Below are 16593 nucleotides of genomic sequence, written 5' to 3'. Positions count from 1 at the left end.
CTTCCCCCCCACCACGTGAAAAGGCCGGACGGTGGCTCCGCCCGGCCCTTCACTGGCGGGTGTCCGCTACTTGGTCACCGCGTCCAGGGCGTCCGTCATGCCCCAGCCGTAGAACCCGTTGCGGTTCTTCGAGCCCTCGCACACCGCGTCGATCTTGCCGTCGCCGTCGATGTCGTACGGGTCCGTGCACGCCGTGGCGTCGGCCTGGGCGTAGAGCAGCGCCTTGACCGCGGCCGGAGGCGCCCACGGGTGCGTCGACTTGATGAGCGCGGCGACGCCCGCGACATGCGGCGACGCCATCGACGTACCGGCCATGTAGCCCCAGCGTCCGCCGGGCAGCGTGCCCAGGATCAGGCCGCTGGTGGCCGGCGGGGCCGGGGTCTGGAAGCGGGTCGAGTCGCCGCCGGGCGCGGCGATGTCGATCACGCCGAGACCGTGGTTGGAGAAGGACGACTTGATGCCCTTCGCGCCGGTCGACGCCACCGTCACCACACCCGGCAACTGGGTCGGTATGTCCAGGCACTCGGAGGGGTCGATGACCCGTTCCGAGGGCGTGGCGTCGTTCGGGGAGACCGGGTCGGTGATCTCGTCGGCCGCGAGGTCGTAGTTCTCGTTGCCGGCCGCCGCGACGTTGACCGCGCCCTTCTTCTCCGCGTACCGCGAGGCCCGGGTGATGGCGTCGACGAGCGCCTTCTGGTCCGGGTCGTTCTTGCAGTTGAAGTACCAGGGGTCGGTGTAATAGCTGTTGTTCGTCACGTCGACCCCGTGCTCGGCCGCCCACACGAAGCCGCACACCACGGCCTCCGTGTAGAAGTACCCGGCGGTCGTCGACACCTTGATGCCGGAGACCTTCACCCCGGGCGCGACACCGGTCATGCCGACGCCGTTCTTGGCGGCGGCGATCTCGCCGGCCACGTGCGTGCCGTGCGCGCTCTCCGTCGGGCCGGGCCGCCAGGCGCCGTCGGTGGTGTCCGGCTTGCCCGTCACGCAGTTGACCGACGCCTCGCGGTCGAAGTTGGGCGCGAGGTCGGGGTGGGTGTCGTCGACGCCGGTGTCGATCACCGCGACGGTGACGTCCCGGCTGCCCAGCGACTTCTCGTGCGCCTTGTCCGCCTTGATGGCGGGCAGGTCCCACTGGAGGGGCTGGAGCGGGTCCTGGCCCGCGGCCGCCTCGACGGCCGCGGCCTCGGCGGTGCTGAGCACCTTCGGCGTGCCGACGTCCGTCGTGGACTGCGCGGGCAGCGGCGCGTTGCGGGTGTTGCCGGCCGAGGCGACCCCGGGCACCGTGCGCAGCGTCCGGGCGAAGTCGGGGTTCGCCGAGTGGACGACGACCACACCGATCTGGTCGTACGAGGTCACGATCGTGCCGCCGGCCTCGGCGATGGCCCGCTCCACGCGCGGTGAAGGGCCGTGCCCGGGCTGGACGTTGACGACATAGCTGAGCGAGGTCGCGTCCGGCTCGGCCGCCGCCGACACGTTCGGCAGCAGGGCGAGCGCCGTCGCCATGGCCATCCCGGCGGGGACGGCCAGCGCACGGCGGGAGCGCGGGAAATGCGCTGTCATGGTGTCAGTTCCTCCCGTCCGTGGCTTACTTGACCGCGCGCAGCGCGTTGACGATGCCGAATCCGTAGAAGCCGTTCACGCGCGTGCCGCCCTCGCACACCGCGTCCTGCGTACCGTCGCCGTTCTGGTCGTAGGACTCGGGGCAGCCCGGGTTGTCCGCCTGCGCCTTCAGCATCGCCTGGAGGGCGGTGCCGTTCGCCCACGGGTGCTTGGACTTCAGCAGCGCGGCCACACCGGCGGCGTGCGGAGAGGCCATCGAGGTGCCCTGGAGGAAGGCGTACTGCCCGTTGGGCATGGTCGACAGGATGCGACCGTTCTTCGAGGGCGTGTCGGGTATCTGGTACAGCCGGTCACCGCCCGGCGCCGCGACGTCGACGACGCCCTTGCCGTACGAGGAGTAGTACGACTTGAGGTTCTGCACACCCGTCGCGCTGACCGTGACGACACCCGGCAGCTGGGTCGGCACGTCGTAGCACTCGTGCGGGTCGATCGTGCGCTCCACCGGGGTGGAGTCGTCGGGGCTGGAGTCGTCGACGATCGCGTCCGCGTCCAGGTCGTGGTTGGAGTTGCCCGCCGAGGCCAGGTGCAGCGTGCCCTTGCGCTGGGCGTACAGCTGGGCCCGGTTGACCGCGTCGACGATGGCCCGCTGGTCGGGGTCGTCCATGCAGTTGTACAGCCACGGGTCCACGTAGTAGCTGTTGTTCGTGATCTCGACGCCGTGGTCGGCGGCGAACACGAAGGCGCACACCACGCTCTCCGGGTAGAACAGCCCGTTGTCCGGGTCGCTCACCTTGATGCCGGAGACCTTGACGCCCGGGGCCACGCCCGCGACGCCTATGCCGTTGCGGGCCGCGGCTATCTCGCCCGCGACATGCGTGCCGTGGTAGTCGTCCACGGTGTACGGCCGCCAGGCGCCCTCACTGGTGTCCGCGACTCCGCCGACGCAGTTGGCGGACTGGGACTTGGAGAAGTTCGGCGCGAGGTCCGGGTGGGTGTCGTCGACGCCGGTGTCGATGACCGCGACGGTCACCTTGCTGCTGCCGGGGTTGATCTTCGCTGCCTCGTCGGCGCCGATGGCGCGCAGGTCCCACTGGTCGGCCTCGAGCGGCTCGCTGTCGGGAGCGGCGGCGGCCGCCGTCTTCGCGGCCTGGGCGTCCGTGAGGAACTCCGCGGCGCCCTGGTCCGTGGTGCCTGCGGCGGTCAGCGGTGCGGTACGCGTCGCACCCGCCGACTGCACGCCGCGCACCTGGCGCATCTGCCGGCCGAAGTCCGGGTCGGCGGAGTGGGCGACGATCACCCCGATCTTGTCGTACGACGCCACGACGGTCCCCCCGGCCGTGGCGACGGCCTTCTTCACCGACTCGATGGTCCGGCGGTCCGTCGTGGTGTTCACGACGTAGGCCAGGTTGGGCGCGTCCGCGGCCTGCGCTGCGGTGGTCTCCGCGAGCGGGGCGGCCGTCGCGCCGGCCGGCAGGAAGCCGAGCGAGGCGGTCAGCGACAGCACGACGGGGACGGCCAGCGCGAGCCGGCGTCTGGAAGGCAGATGAGCCATGGGATCTCCACATCATCCGGAAACGAAACCGGCCCGAGACACAGGTGGTGCTCGGGCAGGTACATGACGGGCGTGCAGGGCGAAACTATCTCCCCGTCTCGCTGGCCAGCAATGACCTACAGCCGATGAGTTCGGAAAGAAGTCCGCGGGGTTGAACCGGTCCTCGCGTGGCGCCGTGACGTTGGGCAGGGGGCGCGAGCACGATCGAGCTCCCTGCCCACCGCTGAGAACAGAGCCGTCATGTCCGTACCGCACCCGTCCCCGTCCACCGCCGCTACAGCGCCCGTACCGCGAGGAGACTCCGTGGCCGCCGACGCACCGCCCCCCTCGAAAGAGCAGCACCATCTCCCCTCCACCGAGGAGTTCACCGCGGTGCAGCAGAGCGCGGAGTTCGCCGAACTGCGCCGCTCCTACCGCTCCTTCGCCTTTCCGCTGACCGTCGCCTTCATCGCCTGGTACCTGCTGTACGTCCTGCTGTCGATCTACGCCGGCGACTTCATGGGCACCAAGCTGTTCGGCAACATCAACGTGGCCCTCGCCCTCGGCCTCGCCCAGTTCCTCACCACGTTCCTCATCGCCTGGTGGTACGCGCGGCACGCCGCCGCCAAGCTCGACCCCAAGGCCGACGCGATCAAGTCCCGGATGGAGGGCGGCGCATGAGCACCGCGCAGATGTTCCTCGCGGCCGACCCGGCCAGCGAGCACCGCACGCTGATCATCAGCCTCTTCGCGGTCTTCGTCGTCGCGACCCTCGGCATCACCGTGTGGGCGGGCCGCCAGACCAAGGACGCCAACGACTTCTACGCGGGCGGCCGCCAGTTCACCGGCTTCCAGAACGGCCTCGCCGTCTCCGGCGACTACATGTCCGCCGCGTCCTTCCTCGGTATCGCGGGCGCCATCGCCCTGTTCGGCTACGACGGCTTCCTCTACTCCATCGGCTTCCTGGTCGCCTGGCTCATCGCGCTGCTCCTGGTCGCCGAGCCACTGCGCAACTCCGGCCGCTACACCATGGGCGACGTCCTCGCCTACCGGATGCGCCAGCGCCCGGTCCGCACGGCGGCCGGTACCTCCACGATCGTCGTGTCGATCTTCTACCTGCTGGCGCAGATGGCCGGCGCGGGCGTCCTGGTCTCCCTGCTGATGGGCATCACCAGCGACGCCGGCAAGATCGTCATCGTCGCCCTGGTCGGCATCCTGATGATCATGTACGTCACCATCGGCGGCATGAAGGGCACCACCTGGGTCCAGATGGTCAAGGCCGTGCTGCTGATGACCGGCGCCCTGCTGCTGACCTTCCTGGTCCTGCTGAAGTTCGACTTCAACGTCTCCGACCTGCTCGGCGCCGCCTCCGACCAGAGCGGCAAGGGCGCGGCCTTCCTGGAGCCCGGCCTGAAGTACGGCGTCAGCGGCACCAGCAAGCTGGACTTCATCTCGCTCGGCATCGCGCTGATCCTCGGCACCGCCGGCCTGCCGCACATCCTGATCCGCTTCTACACCGTGCCCACCTCCAAGGCCGCCCGCAAGTCCGTGATCTGGGCGATCGGCCTGATCGGCTCCTTCTACCTGATGACCCTCGCGCTCGGCTTCGGCGCCGCCGCGCTCATCTCACAGGAGGAGATCACCAGCTCCAACAAGGCGGGCAACACGGCGGCCCCGCTCCTGGCGCTGCATCTGGGCGGCGTCGACTCCAACTGGGGCGCCATCCTGCTCGCCACCATCTCCGCGGTCGCCTTCGCCACCATCCTCGCGGTGGTCGCGGGCCTGACGCTGGCCTCGTCCTCGTCGTTCGCCCACGACATCTACGCCAACGTCATCAAGAAGGGGAAGGCCACCGACAAGGAGGAGGTCAGGGCCGCCCGCTGGGCGACCGTCGGCATCGGCGTGGTCTCCATCGCGCTGGGCGCCCTGGCCCGCGACCTGAACGTGGCCGGCCTCGTCGCCCTGGCCTTCGCGGTCGCCGCCTCCGCCAACCTGCCGACGATCCTCTACAGCCTCTTCTGGAAGCGGTTCACCACCCAGGGCGCCCTGTGGTCGATCTACGGCGGCCTGACCACCGCGGTCGGCCTGGTGCTGTTCTCGCCGGTCGTCTCCGGCAAGCCCACCTCGATGTTCCCGGACGTCGACTTCCACTGGTTCCCGCTGGAGAACCCCGGCATCATCTCGATCCCGGTCGGCTTCCTGCTGGGCATCATCGGCACCTACCTGTCCAAGGAGGAGCCGGACAAGGGCAAGTACGCCGAGCTGGAGGTCCGGTCCCTGACCGGCACCGGCGCCCACTGAGCACGCCTCCCCGCGCGGCCGCGTCGTAGATCCCTACGACGCGGCCGCGTCTTACCTCGTGGGATCGGGCCCTGTCGTTGTCGGTGGGGTCACGTAGGCTCGCAAGTGACGCAACATGAGTGCTCCGCGACGAGGGAGGGGGCCCACGTGCTCATCGACACCTACGGCCGGGTCGCCACCGACCTGCGCGTCTCGCTGACCGACCGGTGCAATCTGCGCTGCACCTACTGCATGCCCGAGGAGGGCCTGCAGTGGCTGGCCAAGCCCGACCTCCTCACGGACGACGAGATCGTCCGCCTGATCGACATCGCGGTCACCTCCCTCGGCATCGAGGAGGTCCGCTTCACCGGCGGCGAGCCCCTGCTCCGCCCCGGCCTGGTCGGCATCGTCGAGCGCGTCGCCGCCCTCGCCCCCCGCCCCCAGATGTCCCTCACCACCAACGGCATCGGCCTCAAGCGCACCGCCGAGGCCCTGAAGGCCGCCGGTCTGGACCGGGTCAACGTCTCCCTGGACACCCTGCGCCCGGACGTCTTCAAGACCCTGACCCGCCGCGACCGGCACCGGGACGTCCTGGAGGGGCTGGAGGCCGCCCGCGACGCGGAGCTGACCCCCGTCAAGGTCAACTCCGTGCTGATGCCGGGGCTGAACGACGACGAGGCCCCCGACCTGCTGGCCTGGGCCGTCGAGCACGACTACGAACTGCGCTTCATCGAGCAGATGCCCCTGGACGCCCAGCACGGCTGGAAGCGCGACGGCATGATCACCGCGGGCGACATCCTGACCTCCCTGCGCACCCGCTTCGAGCTGACCGAGGAGGGCTCCGAGGAGCGCGGCTCGGCACCGGCGGAGCGCTGGCTCGTCGACGGCGGACCGCACCGCGTCGGTGTCATCGCCTCCGTCACCCGGCCGTTCTGCTCGGCCTGCGACCGCACCCGCCTCACCGCCGACGGCCAGGTCCGCACCTGTCTGTTCGCCCGCGAGGAGACGGACCTGCGCGCGGCCCTGCGCTCCGGCGCCCCCGACGAGGAAATCGCCCGGATCTGGCGGCTCGCGATGTGGGGCAAGAAGGCGGGAGCGGGCCTGGACGACCCGAGCTTCGTCCAGCCGGACCGTCCGATGTCGGCGATCGGCGGCTGAAACTTTACGGTGCCCCGGGCTCTTCCCAGTCGGCGAACGGCACCACGTCCTTCAGGAACCCCCGCACCCCCAGGAACTGCGAGAGATGCTCCCGGTGCTCCTCGCAGGCGAGCCAGGTCTTCCGCCGCTCCGGCGTATGGAGCTTGGGGTTGTTCCAGGCCAGCACCCATATCGCGGCCGCACGGCAGCCCTTGGCGGAGCAGATGGGGGTCTCGTCACTCACGGATTCGTCTCACAGAAGTCAACAAAAGGCGACGCCGAGCAGCCACGGGGGGAGCTGCCCGGCGTCGGTCCGTCGCTCCGACGGGGGATGCGGAGCGCCTACGAAGTATGTCATGGGTCACCCGCGGCCCGGCACCGGAACAGCACTATTGATCTGAGCTTTTCTTGAGCTTGGTGCGGAGGTGGCTTCCGTTTGTCAGCCCCTCGCCAAGGTCATTTCCGGTCATGTCTTCCGCCGTGTTTCGCCCGCCGCACCGGGTGCCGGATCGGGGACCGCATCGTCCGGCACGGGTTCCGCGAAGGGCACGTCGGGACCCCGCCCGGCGATCATCGGACGCGGCGGCGCGACCACGAAAGTGGAAGGGAGCGACGGCGCGTTCTCCCGCCCGGCGTTGGCGATCACCACCGCGATGTACGGCATGACCACGCCGAGCACCAACGCCACGACGGCCACGTGCCGTTCGACGTTCCACAGGGTCGCGGCCAGGATCACCGACAGCGTACGGATCAACATCGAGATGACGTACCGGCGCTGCCGTCCTCGTACGTCCTCCTGGAGGCTCGTCCTGGCTCCGGTGATCCGGAATACCTGGGTGCTGCCCCCGTCGTGCTGCTTCCGCATCACATTCCACCATCCGCCCGCATCGGACTCTCCCCTGCCCGCACCCGGACCGCCACCGGCCGGGAGGCCGGGCCCGGACACCCTCCACGGTACGCCTGGCCTGCGCCGCCTACGAGACCGGGGCACCTTCCGCCCGGGCGACGGACCTCAGCCGTCCCGCGTACGGCCGTACCCGACATGCGGCGTAGGCGGGGCGGCCCGAGACTGGGCGTAATGCTCACGTCGAGCCGTACAAGGAGGCAGCCATGGGCTGGTTGTGGGCCATCATCGTGGGACTCGTGCTGGGGCTGATCGCCAAGGCGATCCTGCCCGGCAAGCAGCACAGTCCTCTCTGGCTGACCACGATCTTCGGCATGCTCGGTGCCATCGTCGGCAACGCTCTCGCCCGCGCGATGGGGGTCGACGAGACCTCCGGCATCGACTGGAGCCGGCACATCTTCCAGCTCGTCGCCGCGATCATCATCGTGGGGGTGGGGGACATGGTCTACATGGCCACCCTGGGCAAGAAGAAACAGCGGACCTGATCCGCGCACGACGAAGGGGCGGCCCTCCCGTGGAGAGCCGCCCCTTCGGTATGCCTAGGCTCCGGTGACCTCGACCGCGGCGAGGTTCTTCTTGCCCCGGCGCAGCACCAGCCACCGTCCGTGCAGCAGATCCTCCGCCGCCGGTACGGCGTCCTCGGCGGTGATCTTCGCGTTGTTCACGTAGGCCCCGCCCTCCTTGATCGTCCGCCGCGCCGCCGACTTGCTCGCCACCAGCTCGACCTCGGCGAACAGATCGACCACCGGCGCCAGCTCCGCGACCTTGATGTGCGGTACCTCCGACAGCGCCGCCGCCAGCGTCCGGTCGTCCAGCTCCGCCAGCTCCCCCTGCCCGAAGAGGGCACGGCTCGCGGCGATCACGGCCGCCGTCTGGTCGGCGCCGTGCACCAGCGTCGTCAGCTCCTCGGCCAGCGCCCGCTGCGCGGCCCGGGCCTGCGGCCGCTCCTCGGTCTGCTTCTCCAGCTCCTCCAGCTCCTCGCGGGACCGGAAGGACAGGATGCGCAGGTAGGTCGAGATGTCCCGGTCGTCCACATTGAGCCAGAACTGGTAGAACGCGTACGGCGTCGTCATCTCGGGGTCCAGCCAGACGGCGCCGCCCTCGGTCTTGCCGAACTTGGTGCCGTCCGCCTTGACCATCAGCGGGGTCGCCACGCAGTGCACCTGGGCCTCGGGCTCCAGCCGGTGGATCAGGTCCAGACCCGCCGTGAGGTTGCCCCACTGGTCGCTGCCGCCCTGCTGGAGGGTGCAGCCGTACCGGCGGTACAGCTCCAGGAAGTCCATGCCCTGGAGCAGCTGGTAGCTGAACTCGGTGTAGCTGATGCCCTCCTGGGACTCCAGGCGCCGGGCGACGGAGTCCTTGGTCAGCATCTTGTTGACGCGGAAGTGCTTGCCGATGTCGCGCAGGAACTCGATGGCCGACATCCCGGCCGTCCAGTCCAGGTTGTTGACCATCACCGCGGCGTTCTCGCCCTCGAAGGACAGGAACGGCTCGATCTGCGCGCGCAGCCGGGTCACCCAGTTCGCCACCGTCTCCGGGTCGTTCAGGGTGCGCTCGGCCGTCGGGCGCGGGTCACCGATCTGGCCGGTGGCCCCGCCGACCAGGGCCAGCGGGCGCAGGCCCGCCTGCTGGAGCCGGCGCATGGTGAGGACCTGCACCAGGTGACCGACGTGCAGACTGGCCGCGGTCGGGTCGAACCCGCAATAGAACGTGACGGGACCGTCCGCGAGCGCCTTGCGCAAAGCGTCCTCGTCAGTGGACAGGGCCCACAGGCCACGCCACTTCAGCTCGTCGACGATGTCCGTCACGGTTCTCGCGTCTCCTCGAAAGTGCTCCGGGTCAGGTACGAGGTTATACGCCCTGACTGACAGAGCTCATATTGAAGTCGGGCACCCTCAGCGCCGGCATCCCGGCCCTGGTGAACCAGTCGCTCCACTCCCTGGGCAGCGTCTTCTCCGTGCGCCCGGCCTCGGTGGCCCGGCCCAGCAGGTCCACCGGCGACTCGTTGAACCGGAAGTTGTTGACCTCGCCGGTCACCTCGCCGTTCTCCACCAGGTACACGCCGTCCCGGGTCAGGCCGGTGAGCAGCAGCGTCGCCGGATCGACCTCGCGGATGTACCACAGGCAGGTCAGCAGCAGCCCGCGCTCGGTAGCGGCGACCATCTCCTCCAGCGAGCGCTCGCCGCCGCCGTCCAGGATCAGGTTGTCGATCCCCGGCGCCACCGGCAGCCCGGTCAGGCCCGCGCTGTGCCGGCTGGTCAGCAGGTGCCGCAGCTCGCCCTCGCGGACCCACTCGGTCGCCGTGAGCGGCAGTCCGTTGTCGAACACCGACGTGTCGCCCCCGGAGGAGTGTGCCAGCACGAAGGGCGCCGCCTCCAGGCCCGGCTCGTTCGGGTCGCTGCGCAGGGTCAGCGGCAGCTCGGTCAGCCTGTCGCCGACCCGGGTGCCACCGCCGGGCCGGGAGAACACCGTGCGGCCCTCGACCGCGTCCCGGCCCGACGCCGACCACATCTGGTAGATCAGCAGATCCGCGACGGCGGTCGGCGGCAGCAGCGTCTCGTACCGTCCGGCGGGCAGCGCCACCTTGCGCTCGGCCCAGCCGAGGCGTACGGCCAGTTCGGCGTCGAGCGCCGCGGGGTCGACGTCCTTGAAGTCACGGGTGGAGTGGCCGGCCCAGGCCGAGCGGGTGCGGTCCGGGGACTTGGCGTTCAGCTCCAGCGTCCCGTTCGGCTGGTCATGGCGCAGGCGCAGCCCCGTCGACGTACCGACATAGGACGAGACCAGCTCATGGTTGGCGAAGCCGTACAGCTCGCGTCCGCCCGCACGCGCGCGTGCGAAGGCCTCACCGAGCGCCGGGGCGAAGTCGGCGAACACCGCGGAGGAGGTCTCGGCCGGCGCGTCCGTGAAGTCCGGCGCCGCCGGTACGCCGGTGACCAGCGGCTGCGCGTCCTCGGCGGGACCGGCGCCGCGCGCGGCGGCCTCGGCGGCCCGGACCAGCGGCTCCAGCTCGTCCGGCGTCACCGCGGAGCGGGACACCACCCCCGAGGCCGTGCCCTCCTTGCCGTCGACGGTGGCGACGACGGTGAGCGTGCGCCCGCGCGTGACGCCGTTGGTGGTCAGCGCGTTGCCCGCCCAGCGCAGGTTGGCGGTGGACTGCTCGTCGGCGATGACGACACAGCCGTCCGCGCGCGACAGCTCCAGGGCCCGCTCGACGATCTCGTGCGGCTTGTTCGTACGAGGACTCATCGACCGGCCTCCTGGGTGGTGTTGAGGATGTTGACGCTGCGGAACAGGGCGGACGGGCAGCCGTGCGACACCGCGGCCACCTGCCCCGGCTGGGCCTTGCCGCAGTTGAAGGCGCCGCCCAGGACATAGGTTCCCGGGCCGCCGACGGCCGCCATGGAGCCCCAGAAGTCGGTGGTGGTCGCCTGGTAGGCGACGTCCCGGAGCTGGCCGGCGATCCGGCCGTTCTCGATCCGGAAGAAGCGCTGGCCGGTGAACTGGAAGTTGTAGCGCTGCATGTCGATGGACCAGGACCGGTCCCCGACGACGTAGATCCCGCGGTCGACGCCGCCGATGAGATCCTCGGTGGACATCCCGGCCGGGTCCGGCTGGAGGGAGACGTTGGCCATGCGCTGCACCGGGACATGGGCCGGGGAGTCGGCGAACGCGCAGCCGTTGGACCGCTCGAACCCGGTCAGCCTCGCGATCCGCCGGTCCAGCTGGTAGCCGACCAGGGTGCCGTCCTTCACCAGGTCCCAGGTCTGGGCCTCGACGCCCTCGTCGTCGTAGCCGATGGTCGCCAGGCCGTGCTCGGCGGTGCGGTCGCCGGTGACGTTCATCAGCTCCGAGCCGTACCTGAGCTTGCCGAGCTGGTCGAAGGTGGCGAAGGAGGTGCCGGCGTAGGCGGCCTCGTAGCCGAGTGCCCGGTCCAGCTCGGTGGCGTGCCCGATGGACTCGTGGATGGTCAGCCACAGGTTGGACGGGTCGACGACCAGGTCGTACACGCCCGCCTCGACGCTCGGCGCGCGCATCTTCTCGGCGAGCAGCTCGGGGATCTGGGCCAGCTCGCTCTCCCAGTCCCAGCCGGTGCCCCGCAGATACTCCCAGCCGCGTCCGACGGGCGGCGCGATGGTGCGCATCGAGTCGAACTCGCCGCTGGACTCGTCGACCGACACGGCGGTCAGCTGCGGGTGCAGCCGGACGCGCTGCTGGGTGGTCACCGTCCCGGCGGTGTCGGCGTAGAACTTGTTCTCGTGCACGGTGAGCAAGGAGGCGTCGACATGGTTCACCCCGTCCGCCGCCAGCAGCCGGGAGCTCCACTCGGCGAGCAGCCCCGACTTCTCCTCGTCGGGCACGGTGAACGGGTCGATCTCGTACGACGAGATCCACGTCCGGTCCGCGTGCACCGGCTCGTCCGCCAGCTCCACTCGCTCCTCGGCGCCGGCGGCCTTGATGACCTGCGCGGACAGCTTCGCCATCGCCACGGCCTGAGCGGCGACCCGGGCCGCCGCGTCCATGCTCAGATCCACGCCGGAGGCGAAGCCCCAGGTCCCGCCGTGCACCACGCGCACCGCGTAGCCGAGGTCCGTGGTGTCCGAGGAGCCCGCGGGCTTGGCGTCCCGGAGCCGCCAGGACGCGCTGCGCACCCGCTCGAACCGGAAGTCCGCGTGCTCGGCGCCGAGGGCACGCGCGCGTGCCAGCGCGGCGTCCGCCAGAGCGCGCAGGGGTAGTGCCGTGAAGGACTCGTCGATGGTATGAGGCACCTGGATCTCTTCCTGTCGCCGTTACCGTGGTCGCTCCGATCATGTCGCGCGGGCCGGTCCGAGGACCACACGTTTGCCGCCCGTGGCCGGTTCGGTTCTGTAGGGATCCGACAGTGACGCCGACGCGCCACTGTCGGTGCCCGCTTGTCCCCATGAGCTTCGGGACCGATAGGTTTTCGGGGAAGCCGCCTGTCATCCAGGTGTTCGGGCGGGTGTGTCAGACCGCTATCGAAAGGGTGATCCGTTGAGCCGCTCGGTTCTCGTCACCGGAGGCAACCGGGGCATCGGCCTCGCCATCGCCCGTGCATTCGCCGACGCCGGCGACAAGGTCGCCGTCACCTACCGCTCGGGTGAGCCGCCGAAGGGCTTCCTCGCCGTCAAGTGCGACATCACCGACACCGAGCAGGTGGAGCAGGCCTACAAGGAGATCGAGGCCGAGCACGGCCCGGTCGAGGTCCTCGTCGCCAACGCCGGCGTCACCAAGGACCAGCTGCTGATGCGCATGTCCGAGGAGGACTTCGCCTCGGTCGTCGACACCAACCTCACCGGCACCTTCCGGGTCGTCAAGCGCGCCAACCGGGGCATGCTGCGGGCCAAGAAGGGCCGCGTGGTGCTGATCTCGTCGGTGGTCGGACTGCTCGGCTCCGCGGGGCAGGCGAACTACGCCGCCTCCAAGGCCGCGCTGGTCGGCTTCGCGCGTTCCCTCGCCCGTGAGCTGGGGTCGCGCAACATCACGTTCAACGTCGTCGCGCCCGGCTTCGTGGACACCGACATGACCAAGGTGCTCACCGACGAGCAGCGCGCGGCCATCGTGTCGCAGGTCCCGCTCGGCAGGTACGCGCAGCCGGAGGAGATCGCCGCGACGGTGCGGTTCCTCGCCTCGGACGACGCCTCGTACATCACTGGAGCCGTCATTCCCGTTGACGGCGGACTGGGAATGGGTCACTGATCACCATGAGCGGAATTCTCGAGGGCAAGCGCGTCCTGATCAGCGGTGTGCTGATGGAGTCCTCCATCGCCTTCCACGCCGCCAAGCTGGCCCAGGAGCAGGGCGCCGAGATCATTCTCACCGCGTTCCCGCGGCCCACGCTGACCGAGCGCATCGCCAAGAAGCTCCCCAAGCCCACCAAGGTCATCGAGCTCGACGTCACCAACGACGAGCACCTCGGCCGTCTCGCGGACCTCGTCGGTGAGGAGCTGGGCGGCCTCGACGGCGTCGTGCACTCCATCGGCTTCGCGCCCCAGGACGCCCTCGGCGGCAACTTCCTGAACACCCCGTTCGAGTCGGTCGCCACGGCCATGCACGTCTCGGCGTACTCCCTGAAGTCGCTGACCACGGCCTGCCTGCCGCTGATGCAGAACGGCGGCTCGGTCGTCGGCCTCACCTTCGACGCCCAGTACGCCTGGCCGCAGTACGACTGGATGGGCCCGGCCAAGGCCGCCCTGGAGGCCACCAGCCGCTACCTCGCGCGTGACCTGGGCAAGCAGAACATCCGCTGCAACCTCATCTCCGCGGGTCCGATCGGCTCCATGGCCGCCAAGTCCATCCCGGGCTTCGGCGAGCTGGCCGCCGTGTGGGACGACCGCTCCCCGCTGGAGTGGGACCTGAAGGACCCGGAGCCGGCCGGCAAGGGCATCGTCGCCCTGCTGAGCGACTGGTTCCCGAAGACCACGGGCGAGATCATCCACGTCGACGGTGGTCTGCACGCCATCGGCGCGTAACGCCGCCGCTCGGTCTCGGCCGACCTCTGAGGGCCCCGCACCCGACCGGTGCGGGGCCCTCGGCACGTGGTGCCTGTGTCCCTCGTTCGGCCTATCCGGCCGGGCGGGGCCCCACCCGGACGGGGCACTCTGGAGTACGCCTTCACCGCGCGTTTTCCTCCCCAGCACGGCCGAGGAGGTCCTCTTGTGCGTCTGCCCCGCAGCCTCGCCCCAGTGACCGTCGCCGTGGCTTTCCTGGTGTCCCTGCCCTACGAGGCGACACCGCAGGCACGCGAACCGGAGCCCTTCGGCTCCGAGTGCCGCACGCGCGTGCAGGGCTCCCACGTGATCGCCTACTGCCACAACCCCTACGCCGACATGGACCGGGTACGGCTGCACATCGAATGCAGCCGGTGGTGGGACCTCGACACCGACAGCTCCCCGGTCGACACCGGCCCGGCGGCGACCGTACGGCTCACCGGGCGCTGCTGGAAGGAGGTCCGCTCGGCGTGGGTCAGCCACCAGCAGCGCTGAACCGGCCCGGACGGCACTGGAACGGATAACCGGCCGCCTCCCGGGCCGCGGTCGTCGCGTCGCCCGCGCGGATCGCGTCCAGCAGCCGGGCGTGGTCCATGTACGTCTCCGGCGTCAGCTCCTCGCCGACGTCCTCGCGCAGCCAGTCCCGCAGCACCTCGCCCAGGTCCGCGTACATGGCCGTCATCGCGTCGTTGTGGGACGCGGCCACCACCGCCAGGTGGAAGGTGGCGTCGGCCGTCACGAACGCCTCCGCGTCCCCCGACGCCCAGGCCTCCTCACGGCGGAGCAGCAGCGCGTCGAGCTGCTTGAGGTCCTTCTCGGTGCGCCGCTCGGCGGCCAGCTTCGCCGCCCCCGACTCCAGCGTGGAGCGCAGCTCGGCGATGTGCCGCGGGTCGGCGCCGGCGAAGCGGCGGTGCATCACCCCGGCCAGCTCACTGGTCGCCACGACGTAGGTGCCCGAGCCCTGGCGGATGTCCAGCAGGCCGTTGTGGGCCAGGGCGCGGACGGCCTCCCGGACCGTGTTGCGGGCGACCCCCAGCTGCTCGACCAGCTCCGGCTCGGTGGGGATGCGGGAGCCGACCGGCCACTCGCCGGAGGTGATCTGGTGCCGCAGCGCGGCGATGACCTGCTCGGACAGGGCGGAGCGGCGTTGCTGGCTCAGGGGCATGGCACACCTTCGCACGGGACGGGCGACCGGCCCAGGCCGGAGGTTGGACAACCATTCATCCCATGATTCTATGATGGGCCACATGGCAAGCGAGGAAACCCGGACGACGAAACCCGCCACCGTACGCAGTTCGGCCCAGCCGGCCGACGCCTCCCCGGTGCCCACGCGCGCGTGGACGACACGTCTGATCGTCCTCGGCATCGTGCTGGCCGCGCTGAACCTCCGCCCCGCCATCACCAGCTTCGGCGCCCTCCTCGAAGAGGTCCGGGACGGGCTCGGCATGAGCGGCAGCATGGCCGGGCTGCTCACCTCCGTGCCCCCGCTGTGCTTCGCGCTCTTCGGCGTCATGGCGCCCCGCCTCGCGCGCCGCTTCGGCCTCGGTGCCGTCGTCTGCGCGGGCATGATCGCCATCACGGCCGGTCTGCTGATCCGCCCCTACGCGGGCAGCACGCCCGCCTTCCTGGCCGCCAGCGCCCTCGCCCTGATGGGCATCGCGGTCAGCAACGTCCTGATGCCGGTCATCGTCAAGCGCTGGTTCCCGGACCGTGTCGGCTCCATGACGGGCCTGTACTCGATGGCCCTCGCCCTCGGCACCTCGGCCGCGGCGGCGGTCACGGTGCCGATGACGGACGCGCTCGGCGGGAACTGGCAGACCGGGCTCGCGGTGTGGGCGGCCCTGGCGGCGGCGGCCGTACTGCCCTGGCTGCCGTTCGTACGGGACCGGCGGGCGCCGGGGGCGGCGGAGCGGGGGCCCGCGCGTGGGGAGGCGGCCGCACGCCAGGGGGCACCCGCGGGTGGTGGGGCGCGTGAGCGGGAGCGGGAGGGAGCGCTCGCGCGCGAAGGCGAGGCCGAGGACGCGCTGTCTCGTACGGACGCACGCCCGCGTGCGGAGGTGCCCGCGCTGCGGATCACGCGCAGCCGTACCGCCTGGGCGCTCGCCGTGTTCTTCGGGCTCCAGGCCACCGCCGCCTACATCACGATGGGCTGGATGGCGCAGATCTTCCGGGACGCGGGCGTGCCCGCGAGCACCGCCGGGCTGCTGCTGGCCGTCACCATGGTGATGGGCGTGCCGCTGGCCTTCGTCATCCCGCGCGTGGCCACCCGCCTGCCGCACCAGGGGCCGATCGCCCTCGTGCTCGGCGTCTGCGGGCTCGCCGGATACGCCGGCCTGTACTTCGCGCCCGCCGCCGGGGCCTGGGCCTGGGCCGTGCTGCTCGGCATCTCCAACTGCGCCTTCCCGCTGGCCCTGACCATGGTCGGGATGCGGGCCAGGACCGGCGCGGGCGTCGCCCAGCTGTCGGCCTTCGCGCAGAGCACCGGCTATCTGATCTCCATCCCCGGCCCGCTCCTGGTCGGCGTGCTCTACCAGCACAGCGGCGGCTGGGGCCTGCCGATCGCGCTGATGACCGCCCTGATGATCCCGCAGATGGCGGTGGGCGTCCTCGCCGGGCGCAACCGCACGGTCGAGGACGAGGCCGCCCGCTGAGCCGCACCCCCGCGGGCCCGCC

The 16593-nt window shown here is 70.7% G+C and carries 16 protein-coding genes; 8 read left to right on the top strand and 8 right to left on the bottom strand.

Annotated elements, in window-relative coordinates; all coding sequences use genetic code 11:
- Positions 1-66: 66 nt before the first annotated feature.
- Positions 67-1563 (bottom strand): S8 family peptidase, encoded by a 1497-nt coding sequence (locus ACWD1Z_RS28190; RefSeq protein WP_451122392.1) that lies wholly within the window; start codon positions 1561-1563, stop codon positions 67-69.
- 25 nt (positions 1564-1588) lie between these two features.
- The gene (locus ACWD1Z_RS28185) at positions 1589-3115 is read right to left on the bottom strand and encodes a S8 family serine peptidase (protein WP_451122391.1); all 1527 of its coding nucleotides are present in this window, start codon (positions 3113-3115) and stop codon (positions 1589-1591) included.
- Positions 3116-3418: 303 nt separating this feature from the next.
- Between ACWD1Z_RS28185 and ACWD1Z_RS28180 the strand changes: the two genes are divergently transcribed.
- From ACWD1Z_RS28180 to moaA, 3 genes are all read left to right on the top strand, one after another.
- Complete coding sequence (locus ACWD1Z_RS28180) at positions 3419-3775, top strand: DUF485 domain-containing protein (RefSeq protein ID WP_451122390.1); 357 nt, start codon at positions 3419-3421, stop codon at positions 3773-3775.
- Positions 3772-5394 (top strand): solute symporter family protein, encoded by a 1623-nt coding sequence (locus ACWD1Z_RS28175; RefSeq protein ID WP_451122389.1) that lies wholly within the window; start codon positions 3772-3774, stop codon positions 5392-5394. Before ACWD1Z_RS28180 ends, ACWD1Z_RS28175 begins: the two co-directional genes overlap by 4 nt.
- Before the next feature lie 147 nt (positions 5395-5541).
- A complete protein-coding gene (gene moaA, locus ACWD1Z_RS28170) occupies positions 5542-6531 on the top strand; it encodes a GTP 3',8-cyclase MoaA (protein ID WP_451122388.1) in 990 nt (329 codons plus the stop codon).
- 4 nt (positions 6532-6535) lie between these two features.
- Here the strand turns inward: moaA and ACWD1Z_RS28165 are convergent, their stop codons facing one another.
- Both ACWD1Z_RS28165 and ACWD1Z_RS28160 read right to left on the bottom strand, forming a co-directional pair.
- Entirely contained in the window at positions 6536-6754 is a 219-nt protein-coding gene (locus tag ACWD1Z_RS28165) for a hypothetical protein (protein ID WP_451122387.1), read from the bottom strand.
- Positions 6755-6976: 222 nt separating this feature from the next.
- Positions 6977-7375: a DUF3099 domain-containing protein gene (locus ACWD1Z_RS28160; protein ID WP_451122386.1), complete on the bottom strand. Its 399-nt coding sequence runs from the start codon at positions 7373-7375 to the stop codon at positions 6977-6979.
- Positions 7376-7620: 245 nt separating this feature from the next.
- Here ACWD1Z_RS28160 and ACWD1Z_RS28155 point away from each other — a divergent pair, with 245 nt between their 5' ends.
- Positions 7621-7899, top strand: a complete 279-nt coding sequence (locus tag ACWD1Z_RS28155) for a GlsB/YeaQ/YmgE family stress response membrane protein (protein ID WP_451122385.1) — start codon at positions 7621-7623, stop codon at positions 7897-7899.
- A 54-nt stretch (positions 7900-7953) separates the two neighbouring features.
- On the opposite strand, the gene tyrS is transcribed toward ACWD1Z_RS28155, so the two are convergent.
- The 3 genes from tyrS to ACWD1Z_RS28140 are packed head-to-tail and all read right to left on the bottom strand — an operon-like array spanning position 7954 to position 12180.
- A complete protein-coding gene (tyrS, locus tag ACWD1Z_RS28150) occupies positions 7954-9222 on the bottom strand; it encodes a tyrosine--tRNA ligase (protein ID WP_451122384.1) in 1269 nt (422 codons plus the stop codon).
- A gap of 43 nt (positions 9223-9265) precedes the next feature.
- Entirely contained in the window at positions 9266-10660 is a 1395-nt protein-coding gene (locus ACWD1Z_RS28145) for a metallopeptidase TldD-related protein (protein ID WP_451122383.1), read from the bottom strand.
- Positions 10657-12180 carry a TldD/PmbA family protein gene (locus tag ACWD1Z_RS28140; RefSeq protein WP_451122382.1) on the bottom strand — a complete coding sequence of 508 codons (1524 nt, stop codon included), beginning with the start codon at positions 12178-12180 and terminating at the stop codon, positions 10657-10659. Before ACWD1Z_RS28140 ends, ACWD1Z_RS28145 begins: the two co-directional genes overlap by 4 nt.
- A 244-nt stretch (positions 12181-12424) precedes the next feature.
- Here ACWD1Z_RS28140 and fabG point away from each other — a divergent pair, with 244 nt between their 5' ends.
- The 3 genes from fabG to ACWD1Z_RS28125 all read left to right on the top strand — a co-directional run bounded on the left by fabG (position 12425) and on the right by ACWD1Z_RS28125 (position 14415).
- On the top strand, positions 12425-13129 hold the full coding sequence (gene fabG, locus ACWD1Z_RS28135) for a 3-oxoacyl-[acyl-carrier-protein] reductase (protein ID WP_451122381.1): 705 nt from the start codon (positions 12425-12427) through the stop codon (positions 13127-13129).
- A 5-nt stretch (positions 13130-13134) separates the two neighbouring features.
- On the top strand, positions 13135-13902 hold the full coding sequence (gene fabI / locus ACWD1Z_RS28130) for an enoyl-ACP reductase FabI (RefSeq protein ID WP_351982699.1): 768 nt from the start codon (positions 13135-13137) through the stop codon (positions 13900-13902).
- Positions 13903-14088: 186 nt separating this feature from the next.
- Entirely contained in the window at positions 14089-14415 is a 327-nt protein-coding gene (locus ACWD1Z_RS28125; protein WP_451122380.1) for a hypothetical protein, read from the top strand.
- On the opposite strand, the gene ACWD1Z_RS28120 is transcribed toward ACWD1Z_RS28125, so the two are convergent.
- Entirely contained in the window at positions 14396-15085 is a 690-nt protein-coding gene (locus tag ACWD1Z_RS28120) for a FadR/GntR family transcriptional regulator (protein ID WP_451122379.1), read from the bottom strand. The two genes, ACWD1Z_RS28125 and ACWD1Z_RS28120, sit on opposite strands and share 20 nt — an antisense overlap.
- Before the next feature lie 70 nt (positions 15086-15155).
- Here ACWD1Z_RS28120 and ACWD1Z_RS28115 point away from each other — a divergent pair, with 70 nt between their 5' ends.
- Positions 15156-16571, top strand: coding sequence for a CynX/NimT family MFS transporter (locus tag ACWD1Z_RS28115; RefSeq protein ID WP_451122378.1), 1416 nt, complete (start codon positions 15156-15158; stop codon positions 16569-16571).
- The last annotated feature ends 22 nt before the right edge of the window (positions 16572-16593 follow it).

This window comes from Streptomyces sp. NPDC002784, assembly GCF_053592135.1.
The sequence above is the reverse complement of the archived record's forward strand: the minus strand, read 5'-3'. Positions and strand labels throughout refer to the sequence as shown.